The 15,429-nt window shown below is 72.4% G+C and carries 13 protein-coding genes; 7 read left to right on the top strand and 6 right to left on the bottom strand.

From position 1 onward, the window contains the following. Window positions 1–136 precede the first annotated feature (136 nt). On the bottom strand, window positions 137–1,549 hold the full coding sequence (locus tag ACIO6U_RS24365; protein WP_401722147.1) for a PLP-dependent aminotransferase family protein: 1,413 nt from the start codon (window positions 1,547–1,549) through the stop codon (window positions 137–139). 48 nt (window positions 1,550–1,597) lie between these two features. Between ACIO6U_RS24365 and ACIO6U_RS24360 the strand changes: the two genes are divergently transcribed. Next, window positions 1,598–3,244: an MFS transporter gene (locus ACIO6U_RS24360; protein ID WP_401722144.1), complete on the top strand. Its 1,647-nt coding sequence runs from the start codon at window positions 1,598–1,600 to the stop codon at window positions 3,242–3,244. 36 nt (window positions 3,245–3,280) lie between these two features. Here the strand turns inward: ACIO6U_RS24360 and ACIO6U_RS24355 are convergent, their stop codons facing one another. Continuing rightward, window positions 3,281–3,640 (bottom strand): DUF6204 family protein, encoded by a 360-nt coding sequence (locus ACIO6U_RS24355; protein ID WP_355340856.1) that lies wholly within the window; start codon window positions 3,638–3,640, stop codon window positions 3,281–3,283. A 381-nt stretch (window positions 3,641–4,021) separates the two neighbouring features. Here ACIO6U_RS24355 and paaI point away from each other — a divergent pair, with 381 nt between their 5' ends. Both paaI and paaK read left to right on the top strand, forming a co-directional pair. Continuing rightward, window positions 4,022–4,411 carry a hydroxyphenylacetyl-CoA thioesterase PaaI gene (gene paaI, locus ACIO6U_RS24350; protein WP_401722275.1) on the top strand — a complete coding sequence of 130 codons (390 nt, stop codon included), beginning with the start codon at window positions 4,022–4,024 and terminating at the stop codon, window positions 4,409–4,411. Between the two features lie 50 nt (window positions 4,412–4,461). Continuing rightward, window positions 4,462–5,724: a phenylacetate--CoA ligase PaaK gene (gene paaK / locus ACIO6U_RS24345; protein ID WP_401722273.1), complete on the top strand. Its 1,263-nt coding sequence runs from the start codon at window positions 4,462–4,464 to the stop codon at window positions 5,722–5,724. A gap of 207 nt (window positions 5,725–5,931) precedes the next feature. On the opposite strand, the gene ACIO6U_RS24340 is transcribed toward paaK, so the two are convergent. Next, window positions 5,932–7,152 carry an SPFH domain-containing protein gene (locus ACIO6U_RS24340; protein WP_355340860.1) on the bottom strand — a complete coding sequence of 407 codons (1,221 nt, stop codon included), beginning with the start codon at window positions 7,150–7,152 and terminating at the stop codon, window positions 5,932–5,934. 26 nt (window positions 7,153–7,178) lie between these two features. Further along, entirely contained in the window at window positions 7,179–7,412 is a 234-nt protein-coding gene (locus ACIO6U_RS24335; RefSeq protein ID WP_188285579.1) for a hypothetical protein, read from the bottom strand. A gap of 213 nt (window positions 7,413–7,625) precedes the next feature. Here ACIO6U_RS24335 and nhaA point away from each other — a divergent pair, with 213 nt between their 5' ends. Next, window positions 7,626–9,527 carry a Na+/H+ antiporter NhaA gene (gene nhaA / locus ACIO6U_RS24330; RefSeq protein ID WP_401722139.1) on the top strand — a complete coding sequence of 634 codons (1,902 nt, stop codon included), beginning with the start codon at window positions 7,626–7,628 and terminating at the stop codon, window positions 9,525–9,527. A 59-nt stretch (window positions 9,528–9,586) separates the two neighbouring features. On the opposite strand, the gene ACIO6U_RS24325 is transcribed toward nhaA, so the two are convergent. Then, window positions 9,587–9,817: a DUF6296 family protein gene (locus ACIO6U_RS24325; protein WP_355340867.1), complete on the bottom strand. Its 231-nt coding sequence runs from the start codon at window positions 9,815–9,817 to the stop codon at window positions 9,587–9,589. A 173-nt stretch (window positions 9,818–9,990) separates the two neighbouring features. Here ACIO6U_RS24325 and ACIO6U_RS24320 point away from each other — a divergent pair, with 173 nt between their 5' ends. The 3 genes from ACIO6U_RS24320 (at window position 9,991) to ACIO6U_RS24310 (ending at window position 12,872) form a co-directional block, all read left to right on the top strand. Further along, entirely contained in the window at window positions 9,991–10,146 is a 156-nt protein-coding gene (locus ACIO6U_RS24320; RefSeq protein ID WP_355340870.1) for a hypothetical protein, read from the top strand. 222 nt (window positions 10,147–10,368) lie between these two features. Continuing rightward, window positions 10,369–11,727, top strand: coding sequence for a bifunctional o-acetylhomoserine/o-acetylserine sulfhydrylase (locus ACIO6U_RS24315; RefSeq protein WP_401722135.1), 1,359 nt, complete (start codon window positions 10,369–10,371; stop codon window positions 11,725–11,727). Continuing rightward, entirely contained in the window at window positions 11,724–12,872 is a 1,149-nt protein-coding gene (locus tag ACIO6U_RS24310; RefSeq protein WP_355341326.1) for a homoserine O-acetyltransferase, read from the top strand. Before ACIO6U_RS24315 ends, ACIO6U_RS24310 begins: the two co-directional genes overlap by 4 nt. Here the strand turns inward: ACIO6U_RS24310 and ACIO6U_RS24305 are convergent. Continuing rightward, entirely contained in the window at window positions 12,853–15,207 is a 2,355-nt protein-coding gene (locus tag ACIO6U_RS24305; RefSeq protein ID WP_401722132.1) for a glycosyl hydrolase, read from the bottom strand. The genes ACIO6U_RS24310 and ACIO6U_RS24305 overlap by 20 nt on opposite strands. Between the last annotated feature and the right edge of the window lie 222 nt (window positions 15,208–15,429).

Genomic DNA, 15,429 nt, shown 5'->3' with positions numbered 1-15,429 from the left:
CTAACCTGCTTGAGGAGTAAGAGTGTTGCTCCGGACGCGGCGCGTCAAGGGGTCGCGCGCGGACCTTGACCTGACCGGGATTCAGGTACGTGACGCCGTCGCGGACTTCGGCCCGGCCGACCGGCCCGGCACCGGCTCATGCGAGCAGGTCGGCGACCGCGGCGATCCCTTCCGTGACGGCGCGCTCGTTCACATTGCCGAATCCCAGGACGAGTTGGGCCGGAGACTGCGCGCCCGTCGAACGGAACGCGCTCATGCCGTAGAGGCCGACCGCGCGGCCACGGGCGGCGGCGATGACGGAGTGTTCGGTGACGCCGGGCCGCGCGGCGGCGTCGAGGTGCGCCACGGCGTGGAAACCGGCGGCCAGGCCGCTGAGCCGGATGGCGGGCGCGTGCGCGGCGAGCGCCGCCTTGAGTGCTTCGCACCGGGCCCCGTAGACCCCGCGCATCCGCCGCAGATGGCGGTCGAAGCGGCCCGATTCGATCAGCCGGGCCAGGGCCAGTTGGTCGAGGGTGGGTGAGCCGCGGTCGCTGAGATGCTTGTCGGCCACGATCGCGTCGACGAGCGCGGGCGGGCAGAGCAGCCAGCCGATCCGCAGCGCGGGCACCAGCGATTTGCTGACGGTGCCGATGGCGACGACCCGGTCGGCGGCCAGGCCCTGGAGCGCGCCGACCGGCTCGCGGTCGTAGCGGAACTCGGCGTCGTAGTCGTCCTCGACGACCACGGCGTCCCTGCGCACCGCCCACTCGATCAGCGCCAGGCGCCGCTCGGGCGCCAGCACCACGCCGGTCGGCCACTGGTGGGCGGGGGTCACGACGACCGCGCGGGCGCCGGTCGCTTCCAGCGCGGTCACGTCGACGCCGTGCTCGTCGACGGGTACGGGGACGGCGGTCAGGCCCGCCGCCGCGGCCGCCGGCCCGATCACGGCGTGGGAGCCGGGGTCCTCGTACGCCACGGTGCGGACGCCGGACCGGGCGAGCGCGCGCAGGGTCAGGGCGAGGCCCTGGGCGTACCCGGAGCAGATCACGGTCCGCTCCGGGTCGGCCGCGGCGGCCCGTACCCGGCGCAGGTATCCGGCCACCACCTCGCGCAGCAGCGCGTGGCCGCGCGGGTCGCCGTAGTCGAGGGCCGAGGCGGGCATGGCGCGGACCGCCTCGCGCATCGCCCACAGCCAGTCGGCGACGGGGAACGCGGCCAGGTCGGGGACGCCCGCCTGGAAGTCGGCGAGCAGGCGCGGTGCGGGCGGCCTCCTCGGCTGCGGCGCGGGCGGCGCGCAGGCCCCGGCGGCGACGCGGGTCGCGGAGCCGACCCGCGTGACCAGATAGCCCTCGGACTGGAGCTGGGCGTAGCAGTCCTGGACGAGGCCGCGCGAGACGCCGAGGGCCGAGGCCAGTTCTCGGGAGGAGGGCAGTCGCTCGCCGACCTGGAGCCGGCCGGATCTGATCGTGTCCCGCACCCCGCGTTCGAGCTGCGACCGCAGCGGTTCCGTACTGTCCCGGTCGATCACAAGCAACAGCTCCGGCGACAAACCGGACCACTCCAGCGGCATGAAAATGGAGCTTACCCGGGTACCGGCCGCACCCCTAGCGTCAATGCCATGACGACCACGACGCGCGCCTCCGACGCCGCCGACCCGGCCGCGCAACCAGATGCCGACGACCCCTCGGAGCCCGCCACCTGCCGTGAGCCGACCCCGGCCCCGGAACCCGCCTCGGCCTCGGACCGAGATCCGCGCCTGGACTCGGGTCCTGCCCAGGGGCCCGGCTCGGACCGGGAGGCGGGCCTGAACTCGGCTCCCGCCGAGAGGCCCGGCTCGGACCGGGAGGCGGGCCTGACCTCGGCTCCCGCCGAGAGGCCCGGCTCGGGCGAGGAGACGGCTCTCGCCACGGGCCAAGGACCGGAGCCCGGCTCCGGCAGAGAGGCGAATCCCGCTTCGGGCTCCGCCCAGGAGCCCGGCTCGCGCCAGGAGTCGGGGCCGGACTCGGGTCCCGCCCAGGGGGGCGGCTCGGGGCAGGCTCGGGACTGCTCGTCGGCCGCTCGCGGTCCGGCGGCGACCGGCTCGGGGGCAGGGGCCGAGTCGGGCGGCGTGCGGCCGACGCTGGTGACGCGGGAGTTGCTGTTGCGCTGCGCCACGATCGTCGGCGCGTCGGCGAGCTTCTTTCTGCTGTTGTCGGTGGTGCCGCTGTACGCGGAGCGGTCCGGCGCGAGTGGCGGGGCGGGGCTGGCGTCGGGGACGCTGATGCTGGCCACTGTCTGCGGCGAGCTGGCCACGCCTCGGCTCGTCGCCCGGTACGGGTACCGGCGGGCGCTGGCGGCCGGTCTCGTGCTGCTCGGCGCGCCCGCCCTGGTGCTGACCGCGTCGGACGGCATGGCGTGGATCGCGGCGGTCTGCTTCGTCCGGGGCGTGGGCTTCGCCCTGACCATCGTCGCGGGCGGCGCGCTGACCGCGACGCTCATCCCCGCCGAGCGGCGGGGCGAGGGCCTCGCGCTCGCGGGCGCCATGGAGGGGGTGCCCTCGTTCATCGCGCTGCCGCTCGGGGTGTGGTTCGCCGCGCATGTCGGATACACCGCCGTCTGCGTGGCCGGTGGGCTGCTGGCGCTCGCCGCCGTCGCGGTCGTTCCCGCCCTGCCGGGACACGCGCCGACCGGGGACGGGCACAAGGCGTCGGTGGGTGTGCTGGCCGGATTCCGTACCGGCGCGCTGGCCAGGCCCACCGCGGTCTTCGCGACCACCGCGCTCGGCGTGGGGATCATCGTGACCTTCCTGCCGCTCGCCGTGCCCTCCGGCGCGACCGGCCTTGTCGCCGCGGCCCTCTTCGTACAGCCCGCCGCGTCCACCGCGGCCAACTGGTTCGCCGGACGCAGCGGCGACCGGCACGGCTCGCAGCGCCTCGTGCTGCCCGCCCTGCTGCTGTCGGCTTCCGGGCTGCTGCTCACCGCTCTCACCGGCAGCGCGGTCGCGGTCCTCACCGGCGTCGCCCTCTTCGGCGTCGGCTTCGGCATGGCCCAGAACGCGACGCTGGCCCTGATGTACGCGCGCGTCCCGGAGTCCGGCTACGGCACGGTCAGCGCGCTGTGGAACTCCGCGTACGACGCCGGGATGGGTTTCGGCGCCCTCGGATACGGCGCGCTGGCCGCCGCCACGGGCTATCCGCTCGCCTTCACGCTCACCGCGGGCCTGATGCTCGTCGCGCTCGTACCGGCCCTGGGCGACCGGCGCCGCCCGTCCGTCGCCGCGCGGTGAGCCCCCGCAGTCGCGGTGCCGACCCCGCCCGGGCGGTCAGCCCTCGCCGCGGGCCGCGGCCTGGCGGCGGCGCTTGCCGAGGGCGGCCTGCGACAGGTCCTCGGCGTTCGAGGTGAGGTTCTTCCAGCCGTAGCCGCGCTCGGTCAGCCAGCCGCGGGCGGCGGCCTCGGCGCGCTCCGTGGCCTCCAGGATGTCCTCCTCCGCCTCGCCCGAGTCCAGGTAGCGGAAGGTGAAGAAGGGGCGGGCCGCGAGGTCGTAGGTCAGGGTGCCCTCGGCGGTGAAGGCGGCGTGCAGGATGTCGTGCTCCGCCGCCCGCGCGAGGAGTGCGGTCCGCTGGTCCGCGGTGAGCGCGTCGAAGGCGCCGCGGACGGTGATCCGGAAGGTGCGTGTACTCATCCCCGGATCGTAGGCAGCCGGTCGGCGATCGGCGTACCGGTTTTCCCGGCGAACCGTGGCGGCCGTGGTGATCGCGACGACCGCGGCGGCCGGGCAGACCGGGCGCCCGGCCGTCCGGTGCCACCTCTCCCCCGCGGCCGGCCGCTCGTCCCGCCTTGTGCTTGACAGGCACTCCCGATGCTGATTTTTTAGCTGTCATACGCCCGAACCGAATGGTCGGTCGGTGCATCCACAAGGTGGTGGGCAGCGGTGACTCAGGGCAGCGACGCCAGGCTCGACACGGGACCGGCACCGGGTCCGCCCCCGGACGCGGTGCGAGCGTCCGCGCGAGGGACCACGGACGGGGCCGAAAACGGGGCCGGGATCGCGGCGGCGCAGGCGATGTTCTCGGCCGACCGGGCGTCGAAGGGGCTCGGCATCGAGCTGCTGCACCTCGGTGAGGGCGTCGCCGTCGTGCGGATGGTCGTCACCGCCGCGATGGTCAACGGGCACGGCACCGCCCACGGCGGCTATCTCTTCCTGCTGGCCGACACCGCCTTCGCCTGTGCCTGCAACACCGACGGGGCGGCGACCGTCGCCGCGGCGGCGGACATCGACTTCGTCGCCCCGGCCCATGAGGGCGACGCGCTGCTGGCCACCGCCCGCGAGCGGGCGCGGTTCGGCCGCAGCGGGATCTACGACGTACAGGTGCGGCGCGGCGACGAGCTGATCGCCGAATTCCGCGGCCGGAGCCGTACGCTGCGCGGCGCCGACACGAAGGAGACCTCGTGAGCCACCTGGGCGGGACGACCCCGCGGGAGACCCCGGACGCGGCGGAGCGGATGACCCGCGCGGAGCTGACGGACCTTCAGCTCACGCGGCTCCAGGCGACGTTGCGCCACGCGTATGCCCATGTGGAGCTGTACCGGCGGAAGTTCGACGAGGCGGGTGTCGTACCCGCCGACTGCCGGACGCTGGAGGATCTGGCGCGCTTCCCCTTCACCACCAAGGCCGATCTGCGCGACACGTACCCCTTCGGGATGTTCGCCGTGCCGATGTCCGAGGTGCGCCGGGTGCACGCGTCGAGCGGCACCACCGGTCGTCCCACGGTGGTCGGTTACACCGAGGGCGATCTGTCGATGTGGGCCGACGTGGTGGCCCGTTCGATCCGCGCGGCGGGCGGCCGTCCCGGCGACAAGGTCCATGTCGCCTACGGATACGGCCTGTTCACCGGGGGCCTGGGCGCGCACTACGGCGCGGAGCGTGCGGGCTGTACGGTCATCCCCGCGTCCGGCGGCATGACGGCCCGTCAGGTGCAGATCATCCGGGACTTCGAGCCCGAGATCATCATGGTCACCCCGTCGTACATGCTCACGCTGCTCGACGAGTTCGAGCGGCAGGGCGTCGACCCGCGCGGCACCTCGCTGCGGGTGGGGATCTTCGGCGCGGAGCCGTGGACGGAGCAGATGCGCCGCGAGATCGAGGAGCGCTTCGCCATCGACGCCGTCGACATCTACGGTCTGTCGGAGGTGATCGGCCCCGGCGTGGCGCAGGAGTGCGTGGAGACCAAGGACGGTCTGCACATCTGGGAGGACCACTTCTATCCGGAGGTGGTCGACCCGCTGACCGACGACGTCATGCCGCAGGGCGAGAGCGGTGAGCTGGTCTTCACCTCGCTCACCAAGGAGGCGCTGCCGGTGATCCGGTACCGCACCCGCGACCTGACGCGGCTGCTGCCCGGTACCGCGCTGCCCGCCTTCCGCCGGATGGAGAAGGTCACCGGCCGCAGCGACGACATGATCATCCTGCGCGGGGTGAATGTCTTCCCGAGCCAGATCGAGGAGATCGTGCTGCGGACGCCCGGTGTCGCGCCGCACTTCAGGATCGAGCTGACCCGGCGCGGCAGGATGGACCACATGACCGTCTACGCCGAGGCCAGGGCCGAGGCCGGTACGGAGCTGCGGGACGCGGGCGCGGCGGCCATCGCGCAGGGCGTCAAGGACGGTGTGGGCGTGAGCGTCGAGGTGCGGGTCGTGGACCCGGAGACGCTGGAGCGCTCGGTCGGCAAGATCCAGCGGGTCAAGGACCTGCGGGCGAAAGAATGAGGGCGAAGGGCCGAGCGCGAAGGGCTGCGGACGAAGGACTGTGTACGAAGGGCTGAGGACGAACGGTTGAGGGTGCGGGCCCCAGCCCCAGCCCCGGCCCGCGCCGCACCCGTCAAAGCGGCGGGCGGACCTCCGTACGGGAGGTCCGCCCGTCTGTGCTGTGCGCACACGCCGTACGGCCGCCCCGGCGGAGCGGCCGTACGCGTCCTACTCGATGTCGATCGGGCCGTCGGACGACGTGCCCTTGCCGCCCTTCCCCTTGCCGTTGCGGCCGTCGCCCGGGTGCGTCAGACCGCGCAGCGCGGGCAGGTGGTCCGAGCTGTCCGAGTCCGAACCGGAGCCGCCCTCGCCGCCGTTGAGGTTGTTGCGGACCGAGTCGAGGATCGTCAGCCCCTGGCTGACCAGGCCCGCCGCGATCTCGCTGAGCCCGTCGGCGCCGTTGAGCACGTTGACATTGGCTCCGGCCAGACCGCCGGCCGCCTCCTTCACGATCAGCGGGAGCTGGTCGATCAGCATGCGGTCGAGCGCCACCCGGTCGTGCGAGGCCGCCGCGGCGGCCTGGATGCGCATGCGCTCGGCGTCGGCGACGGCGAGCACCCTGATCCGCTCGGCCTCCGCCTCAGCGGGCTTGACGATCTCCGCCACGAGCTGCTGCTGGCGCAACTCGGCCGCGCGCAGCGCCAGTTCGGTCTGCGCGGCGAGCACTTCCTGCTGCGCGTGCGCCTGGGCGAGCGGGCCCGCCTGCGCGGCCTCGGCCTGCGCGCGGTCGACCTGCGCCGAGTACTCGGCCTGAACGACGGCGGTCTGCCGGGCGTACTCCGCCTGGTTCCTGGCGGCGATCTGCTGCGCCTCCACCGACGCCTGCGTGGCCTGGGCCTGTGCGATCTGCGCCTGCCGCTGGATGGCGGCCTTGTGCGGCGCCGACATGGCGTCGATGTAGCCGGTCTCGCCGTCGTCGATGGACTGGATCTGCAACGAGTCGACGCTCAGGCCGATCTTCGCCATCTCCGTCTTGGAGGTCTCCAGCACCTCGGAGGCCAGTTTCTGCCGCTCGGTGACGATCTCCTCGACCGTCATCGAGCCGATGATCGACCGCAGGTGACCGGCGAAGATCCGGCCGGTCAGAATCGACATCTGGTCCTGGTCGGACAGGAAACGCTGTCCGGCGTTGACAATGCTCTCGTGGTCGTTGCCGACCTTGAACGCGATGACGGCCTTCACCGTCAGCGCGATGCCCTGCCGGGTCACACAGGTCTCGGCGACTTCCGCCTCGCACATCGCGAGCGTGATGAACCGGGTCTTGCGGAAGACCGGCAGAACGAACTTTCCGTGGCCGGTGACCACACGGAACGGCGCACCCCCCAGTCCACGCCGACCGCCCGAGATCAACATCGCCTCGTCCGGCGCGGGAACGCGGTAACCGAACATCCTTTGTCTCCTTCATGTGCGCCGGCTCAGTCGGCCAGCGCGTCCAACGGGTCGGCCCACTCGATGACGTCCACCTGGCGTGTGCCACGCGAGTCCACCACCAGCACGGTCGCCCCCTTAGGCAGGGGTTCCTCGGACCAGGCGAGGAAGGTCTCGCTGCCTCCTCTGACCCGCACGTAGACCTCACCGGGTCCGGCGAGGCCGCGCGTGCCGATGAGCAGCTCCCCCGTACAACCGATCACGGCTTCGTCCTGCGCCATTCCCGGCCGCCCCTCACTTCTCGTGTCCGTTCCGGTCCTGGAATCTCCGTCTCATTCATCCTCCCACCAGCGGCCTCTTCCGGTCCGTCACCGGTCCGTACCAAATACGGAACGCCGCACCGTACCGCTCATCCGTGGATGGCGATTGGACGCGCCACCGGGGTCCCGCTCGTGCCAGGGTGTGGGAAGACCGTTCCTCTGCTGGGAGGCTGGATGTTCCGGGGCTTCACCGCGCCCTTGTCAGGCAGGACCGAGCGCGACCGTACGACGGCCGCCTCCGCGTTGGCGTACATCCGTACCGAGACGGGCAGCGCGGCCGTGCTGCTCGCGGCCACCCTGGTGGCGCTGGTCTGGGCGAATGTCGCGCCCGGCGGCTACGAGTCGGCGTGGGCGACGCACCTGTCCTTCCGCTTCGGGGACCACGGGCTCGGCCTGGACCTGCGGGAATGGGTGAACAGCGGGCTGATGACGCTGTTCTTCCTGGTCGTCGGCCTGGAGGCGCGGCGCGAGTTCGACATGGGCGAGCTGCGCGACCGGCGCCGTATCCCGCTGCCCATGCTGGCCGGGATCAGCGGCATGGCCGTACCGATCGCGATCTACCTCATGGTGAACGCGGGCCGGTCCTCGGTGCACGGCTGGGGCACCGCGATGTCCACCGACACGGCTTTCGCGCTGGGCATGCTGGCGCTGCTCGGCTCGCGGTTCCCCGAACGGCTGCACACCTTCATCCTGACCGTCGCCGTCGTGGACGACTTCCTGGCGCTCGGCGTGATCGCGGTGGCGTACAGCGACCACATCTCGTGGACGCCGCTGATCGTCGGGATCGGCGTCCTGCTGGTGGTGTACGCGGTCCGCAGCGCCGGTGTGCGGCGCGGCGCGGTCTACGGGGTGCTGGGAGTGATCGCCTGGGTGGCGTTCCTGCATTCCGGGGTGGACCCGCTGGTCGTCGGTCTGATCATGGGCCTGCTCTCCTTCGCCTACCCGGCGTCGCGGGACGCGCTGGAGCGGGCGACGGGGCTGTTCCGGTCCTTCCGCGAGCAGCCGACCGCGGAGCTGGAGCGCGAGGCGCGGCTGGGCCTGGCCTCCGCGGTCTCCCCCAACGACCGGCTCCAGCGGCTGTGGCACCCGTGGAGCAGTTATGTGATCGTGCCGCTGTTCGCGCTGGCCAACGCGGGGATCGAGATCAACGGCTCGCTGCTGGCCGACGCCTTCACCTCGCCGATCACGCTCGGCATCCTGCTGGCGTACGGGCTCGGCAAGCCGATCGGCATCGTGGGCGCGTCCGCGCTGGCCACCAGGCTGAGCCGGGGCCGGATGCGGCCGTCGGTCGGCTGGGCGGCGGTGCTGGGCGGCGGTTCCATCGCGGGTATCGGCTTCACGGTGTCGCTGCTGATCGCGACGCTGGCCTTCGACGGGGACCAGCTCGCGCAGGCGAAGATCGGCGTGCTCAGCGCGGTCGTCTTCGCCATGCTCAGCACGACGGTGGTCGCGCTGGTCGCCGGGCGGCTGCCGGAGACGCGCAGGGCGCGTGCCCTGCTGGGCACCGCGGAGTCCGTCGTGGACCTCGTCGAGCCCGTCGACCCGGCCCGCGACCATGTCCGCGGGCCGGTGGACGCGCCGGTGACGATCGTGGAGTACGGCGACTTCGAGTGCCCCTTCTGCGGCCAGGCGGAGACCGTCGTACGCGAGCTGCTCGCCGACTTCGGCGACAGCGTCCGCTACGTGTGGCGGCACCTGCCGCTCAACGACGTGCACCCGCACGCCCAGCTCGCCGCGGAGGCGTCGGAGGCCGCCGCCGAGCAGGGCCGCTTCTGGGAGATGCGGGACCTGCTCTTCGAGCGGCAGGACGCGCTCAAGGTGCGCGATCTGCTGGACCACGCGCGGGAGATCGGGCTCGACGTGGCGCAGTTCAAGGAGTCGCTGCACAAGCGGCACGGCGCGCGGCGGATCGCGAAGGACGTGGAGTCCGCCGACCTGAGCGGGGTGTCGGGCACCCCGACCTTCTTCATCAACGGCCGTCGCCACCATGGCGCGTACGACATCGACAGCCTGTCCGCGGCGGTGATCTCGGCGCGTGAGCGGGCGCTGGTGGAGCAGGGCGGGGCGGAGGCGTAGGGGACCCCCGGACGGGGCCTACGCCGCCGCCTCCGCGGGGGCTCGCGCGCTCCGGGGTCTCAGGGGTGGAGGGAGCGGACCGCGCGGGGGACGCCTGGGGCCTGGTGGCCGCCGCTGGCGATCATCCGCACCTCGCCGTCCGCGCTGATCTCGGCGCGGACGATCCCCGTCTCGTCCTCGTAGACCGGGTAGCCGCCCGCGCCGGATTTCTCGGTCCTGCGTACGACGACGACGTCGTCCTCCACCGCGGGGGCCTGGAACACCAGCTCGTAGATCTCCGGGTAATCCATATAGGACCTCCTGACCCGCCCATCATCTCCCGCGAGGTCCCGGCCCGCCTCTGGGGACCCGGCCGGTACACCGTCGGTCGCGGCGGTGACGCGGAAGCGGGCGCGACATGGTCCCGGAGGGGCTCGGAAGGACGGGTCGAAAGGCGGACAGAGAGGTGAACGCGGACAGAAAGATGAACAACGTGTCACACCGGCCGGTCGAGGGCGCCGGTCCGCTGACACACCGGCCGCCGCTGTGGTTCCCTGGCGTCATGACCCCGCTGCTCGTGATGCGCCGCCACGTGGACTACGGGCGTGTCACGAACATGGCCTGTCCCGCCGTGCGCTGACGTCGCGCTCTCGACGTCCTGCCGCCCGCAAAGGCCGCTGATCAGCCCCTTTCACCACGCAAGGCGCGTTCCCGTGCCGCGCCGTGCCACCGCCGGGTGCCGTCCTCGCCGCCCGCCGTACGGGTCGTCGCGGCGGCGGTCCGCGCGCCGGACACATCCGCACATCCGTACGGCGCGCTCCGCGCGAGCCGAGGGCCGTACGCCATTTCCCAGGGGAGAGCCATGACCCAGCCCATCGACTCCGTGACCGCGGGCACCACCGCGGAGGACACCGCGGCGCGGGACCTGCCGGGGTGGTCGTTCGAGACCCAGCAGGTGCACGCGGGCACCGCGCCCGACCCGACGACCGGCGCGCGGGCGGTGCCGATCTACCAGACGACGTCGTTCGTGTTCCGCGACACGCAGCACGCCGCCGACCTGTTCTCGCTGGCGGAGCCCGGCAACATCTACACGCGCATCCACAATCCGACGCAGGACGCCTTCGAGCAGCGGGTCGCCGCGCTGGAGGGCGGTGTCGCGGCGGTGGCGCTGGCGTCGGGGCAGGCTGCGGAGACGCTGGCGATCCTCACGCTGGCGCGCTCCGGTGACCACATCGTCTCCAGCGCGTCGCTGTACGGCGGCACGTACAACCTCTTCCGTCACACGCTGCCGAAGTTCGGCATCGAGGTGTCCTTCGTGGAGGACCCCGACGACGCGGACGCGTGGCGGGCGGCGATCCGGCCGGAGACGAAGGCGCTGTTCGCCGAGACGCTGGGCAATCCGCGCGGCAATGTGCTGGACGTGCGGGCGGTCGCCGACGTCGCGCACGCGGCGGGTCTGCCGCTGATCGTGGACAACACGGTGCCGACGCCGTTCCTGCTGCGGCCGATCGAGCACGGCGCGGACATCGTGGTGCACTCGGCGACCAAGTTCCTCGGCGGGCACGGCACGACGATCGCGGGCGTGGTCGTGGACGGCGGGACCTTCGACTTCGGCGCGCACGCCGAGCGGTTCCCCGACTTCACCGAGCCCGACCCCAGCTACCACGGTCTCCAGTACTGGCCCGCGCTCGGCCCCGGCGCCTTCGCGGCGAAGCTGCGCGTGCAGCTCCTGCGCGACCTCGGCCCGGCGCTGTCGCCGCACTCGTCCTTCCTGCTGCTCCAGGGCGTCGAGACGCTGTCGCTGCGGCTGGAGCGGCACTCGACCAACGCGCAGGCGCTCGCGGAGTGGCTGGAGGCGCGTGACGAGGTCGCGGTCGTCCACTATCCGGGACTGCCGTCCAGCCGCTGGCACGACGCGGCCCAGCGCTATCTGCCGCGCGGGGCAGGCGCGGTGCTCGCCTTCGAGCTGCGGGACGGCGCGGAGGCCGGAAAGCGGTTCGTGGACGCGGTGTCGCTCTTCAGCCACCTCGCCAACATCGGTGACGTGCGGAGCCTGATCATCCACCCGGCGTCCACCACGCACAGCCAGTTGGACGAGGCGCAGCTCGCCGCCACCGGCACCTCGCCGGGCCTGGTGCGGCTGTCGGTCGGCATCGAGCACATCGACGACCTCAAGGCCGACCTGGAGGCGGGCTTCCGCGCGGCGAAGGGCGCGTCCTGAACACCGCTGCCACCACTGGGGTCCCCCTGCTGCCCGCCACGGGCGCCTGGCAGCCGGGGGACCCGCCGGGGCGCCGGAACTGGCACGCCCTCGACCGGCCGCTGGCTCTGGAGGCGGGTGGCGAACTGCCGGGCGTGCGGCTGGCGTTCGAGACCTGGGGGCGGCTCGCGCCGGACGCGTCCAACGCCGTCCTGGTGCTGCACGCCCTGACCGGGGACAGCCATGCGGCGGGTCCGGCGGGTCCCGGGCATCCGACCGCCGGGTGGTGGGACGCCCTGATCGGACCGGGCCGCGCGCTGGACACCGACCGGTGGTTCGTGGTCGCGCCGAACGTCCTCGGCGGCTGCCAGGGCAGTACGGGTCCGTCCTCGTACGGTCCCGACGGTCGTCGCTGGGGCGGTTCCTTCCCGTTTCTGACGCAGCGTGACCAGGTCGCCGCCGAGGCGGAGTTGGCCGACGCGCTGGGCATCGGGAGCTGGGCGCTGGTGGTCGGCGGGTCGATGGGCGGGATGCGCGCCCTGGAGTGGGCGGTCGGTCGCCCCGAGCGCACCCGCGCCCTGCTGCTGCTCGCCTCCCCCGCCGCGGCGAGTGCCGAGCAGATCGCCTGGGCCGCCGTCCAGTCGCACGCAATCCGCTCGGACCCGCACTGGCGCGGCGGCGACTACCACGACGCGGGTCCGGGCCGCGGACCGCACGCGGGGCTCGGCCTCGCGCGGCGGCTGGCCCACGTCACCTACCGCAGCGAGGGCGAGCTGCGGTCCCGCTTCGGCCGCTCCGCGCAGGACGGCGAGGAGCCCTGGCGCGGCGGGCGGTACGCCGTCGAGTCGTATCTCGACCACCACGCCGCCAAGCTGGTGCGGCGGTTCGACGCGGCCAGCTACGTCGTGCTCACCGAGGCGATGAACGCGCACGACATCGGCAGATCCCGCGGCGGTACGGCGGCGGCCCTGCGCCGCGTGACCGCTACGACCCTGGTCGCCGGAGTCGACTCCGACCGCCTCTACCCCCTCCCCCAGCAGGCCGAGTTGGCGGCGGGCATCCCGCACTCCGACCGGCTGCGGATCGTCGAATCGCCGTACGGGCACGACGGATTCCTCATCGAGACGGATCAAGTGGCCGCGCTCGTCAGAGAACTGACGGCGTGAGGGGCATGGGGTGCTGACGGAAGAACTGCCACATCAGGGCGTCGGCGCTGATCTCACGCGTCGTCGTACCGTTGCCCGCGGAGTCCTGTGGTGATCCCGGCCAGGTGTGACCGCCGTCCGACACCGAGTACAGCTCGACGTCCGCGCCGTCGCGGCAGCCTCCGTAGACGGTCCGCTGGACGTGTGCGGTGGTCTGGGTGGTGGCCGGTCCCGTCGTGCAGCCGTTGAGGGAGGCCCAGCGCTGCTGGGCGGCGGGCACCGAGTAGTGCCAGGCGGCACTGTCGCCGCCGCCGTAGTACGGGTTGGTGTTGTCCTGCTGCCCGTGGAAGGCGATCACCGGTACGGCTCTGCCGGGCGCGCAGGACGCGGCGTCCGGCCGGCTGCCGTCGGCGGGGTCGGGGCGCCCGGCGCGGATGCCCGCCACCGGGGCGATCGCGGCGACCTTGTCGGCCAGCGCGCACGCCAGCGCGGAGGTCATCCGGCCGCCGCCGGAGTAGCCGGTCGCGTACACCCGCGCCGGGTCGACGCAGGCGGAGGGCGTGACCGTGTCGATCACCTGGCGCAGGAATCCGACGTCGTCGCGGGTGCCCTGCGGGGTGACGGAGGGAACGTTCCAGATGAAGCCGCCGCCGCTGGGCACCACCCCGGTGGGCGCGGCGACGACGAAGCCGTTCGCGTCGGCGGTCGGCGCCATGTCGCTGTACGCGAGCTGCCCGGCGCCCGTGCCCTGGCTGCCGTGCAGATCCAGCACCAGGGGCAGCAGCGTGCCTTGGGCGCGAGCCGGGATATGGACGAGGACCTGGTAGGTCGCGCCGCCGAACGACACCGGCGTGCTGTACTGCCCGCTGCCGAGCGCGGGCACGCACTGATCCGGCGCCGTCCCTCCCCCGCCGGGGAGGTTCCACTTCTGCCAGGCGTTGGTGTTGGAGTCCCAGATCTGCAATTGCGTGCCGTTGGCCGTGCTGCCGCCCGGATCATCGAGGAAACGGCCCGACTGGGGATTCCTGAGCTGGCCCGACGCCTGGGCCTGCCACTGCTGCGCACCCGAACCGTTGCACGTCCAGAGCTGGATCTTCGTCCCGTTCGCCGTCCCCTGGCCCGTCACGTCCAGGCACTTGCCCAGCGCCCGGACCGTACCGTCCGAACCGACCGTCCACGACTGCGCGTTGGTGCCATTGCAGTCGTAAAGCTGCACGGGAGTGCCGTCCGCGCTGCTCGCCGACGCCACATCCACACACTTGCCGCCGACACCCGTGATGGGTCCCGTACGAGCGGACGGCGAGGTCGGAGGAGAGGTGGGCGGCGTGCCGGTGGGGACGGTGAACTGGCCCTGGCTGAGGACGCGGGAGGTGTTGAAGGTGGTCTGGAGACCGGCGGCGGTGTTGGCCGAGGTGAGGTAGTCGGACCAGATCATGAACCAGGTCCACAGCGGCTGGGCCGCCAACTGCGCGGGCGTGGGGACCGTACCGACCTCGGCGAGCGAAACCGGCTTGCCGTGGGCCTGGTTGACGATCGCCTGGTACCACTCGGTGCTGGCCGAGCCGTGCACCCACGGGTCGAGGCTGGCGACGTCCACGTACGCGTCACCCGGATAGTAGTCGGCCACATGGGCCGCTCCGCCGTCGATGTCCTTGACGTTCCAGACCCAGATGATGTTGTCCAGGCCCTTGGACTCCAGATAGTCGTGGGTGATCTGGAACAGCCGGGCGCTCCCGGCCGCGCCGGTCTTGCCGCCCCACCAGGCCCAGCCCTCGTTCATCTCGTGCAGCGGACGGAACAGCACGGGGATGCCCGCGTCCTTCAACTGCTGGAAGTACGGCACCACTTGGTCGAGCTTGCGCTTGTAGTCGGTGTTCAGCGTCGAGCCGTCCGTGACGAGCTGGCTCCACTCCGGGTCCGACAGGTGGCTGCCCTTGATGGGGTTGGGGCCGGTGTCGAAGTCGCAGGTCGCCACGTCGGGGCGGCACATGTGCCAGGTCAGGTTGACCAGTGAGCCGTTGGCCCACTCGGTCTTCGCCTGGTCGATCATCGTCTGACGGTTGGCGATGTCGTCCGGCCGGAAGCCGAACTCCCCGCCCCACAGCCCGGCCCACTTCCCGGTGATCGAGTGGGCCTGGGCCGTGTAGGCCGAGGGCTGGCTGAGCGGTTCCTTGTTGTGGACGCCGCTGATCACATGGTTCCCGCTGATCTGGTGCAGGTAGCCGATCACCGCGTCGGGCGTCGAGGCACCGGTCGCCGACGCCTGCGGGGGCGAGGTCGCCAGCCACGCCCCGGCCACCAGCGGCAGCGCGGCGAGCAAGGCGGCCCGCCTGCGGGTGAAGATCTTCGCTCTCATCGGACCCTCTCATGTATCCCATGGGGGTGGAACGTTGCATGCCGCGCGTCCGTGGCAGCGAGATGTCGCGTCATCGCGGCCACGGGAAATCGGCGGAAAGACCAACGCCTGGAAGCTAGAACTCTGGTCTAGGCCATGTCAATGAGTCCGGCACACGTTTTCTAAAACGTGCCAGTAACTCACCAGTAACCAAGGAGGGATCGCGGGGCGCGGCCGGGCACG

Source organism: Streptomyces sp. NPDC087422 (assembly GCF_044744145.1).
In the GTDB taxonomy this organism is placed as follows: Bacteria; Actinomycetota; Actinomycetes; order Streptomycetales; family Streptomycetaceae; genus Actinacidiphila.
Note: the sequence above shows the minus strand (reverse complement) of the source record. Positions and strands in the feature narration are given on the sequence as shown.

Coding starts and splice junctions, on each gene's coding strand:
- nhaA (WP_401722139.1), top strand. CDS start 7,626: ATGTTCCGGGGCTTCACCGCGCCCTTGTCAGGCAGGACCGAGCGCGAC.
- ACIO6U_RS24360 (WP_401722144.1), top strand. CDS start 1,598: ATGACGACCACGACGCGCGCCTCCGACGCCGCCGACCCGGCCGCGCAA.
- paaK (WP_401722273.1), top strand. CDS start 4,462: ATGACCCGCGCGGAGCTGACGGACCTTCAGCTCACGCGGCTCCAGGCG.
- ACIO6U_RS24355 (WP_355340856.1), bottom strand. CDS start 3,640: ATGAGTACACGCACCTTCCGGATCACCGTCCGCGGCGCCTTCGACGCG.
- paaI (WP_401722275.1), top strand. CDS start 4,022: ATGTTCTCGGCCGACCGGGCGTCGAAGGGGCTCGGCATCGAGCTGCTG.
- ACIO6U_RS24335 (WP_188285579.1), bottom strand. CDS start 7,412: ATGGCGCAGGACGAAGCCGTGATCGGTTGTACGGGGGAGCTGCTCATC.
- ACIO6U_RS24305 (WP_401722132.1), bottom strand. CDS start 15,207: ATGAGAGCGAAGATCTTCACCCGCAGGCGGGCCGCCTTGCTCGCCGCG.
- ACIO6U_RS24320 (WP_355340870.1), top strand. CDS start 9,991: ATGAACAACGTGTCACACCGGCCGGTCGAGGGCGCCGGTCCGCTGACA.
- ACIO6U_RS24325 (WP_355340867.1), bottom strand. CDS start 9,817: ATGGATTACCCGGAGATCTACGAGCTGGTGTTCCAGGCCCCCGCGGTG.
- ACIO6U_RS24340 (WP_355340860.1), bottom strand. CDS start 7,152: ATGTTCGGTTACCGCGTTCCCGCGCCGGACGAGGCGATGTTGATCTCG.
- ACIO6U_RS24365 (WP_401722147.1), bottom strand. CDS start 1,549: ATGCCGCTGGAGTGGTCCGGTTTGTCGCCGGAGCTGTTGCTTGTGATC.
- ACIO6U_RS24315 (WP_401722135.1), top strand. CDS start 10,369: ATGACCCAGCCCATCGACTCCGTGACCGCGGGCACCACCGCGGAGGAC.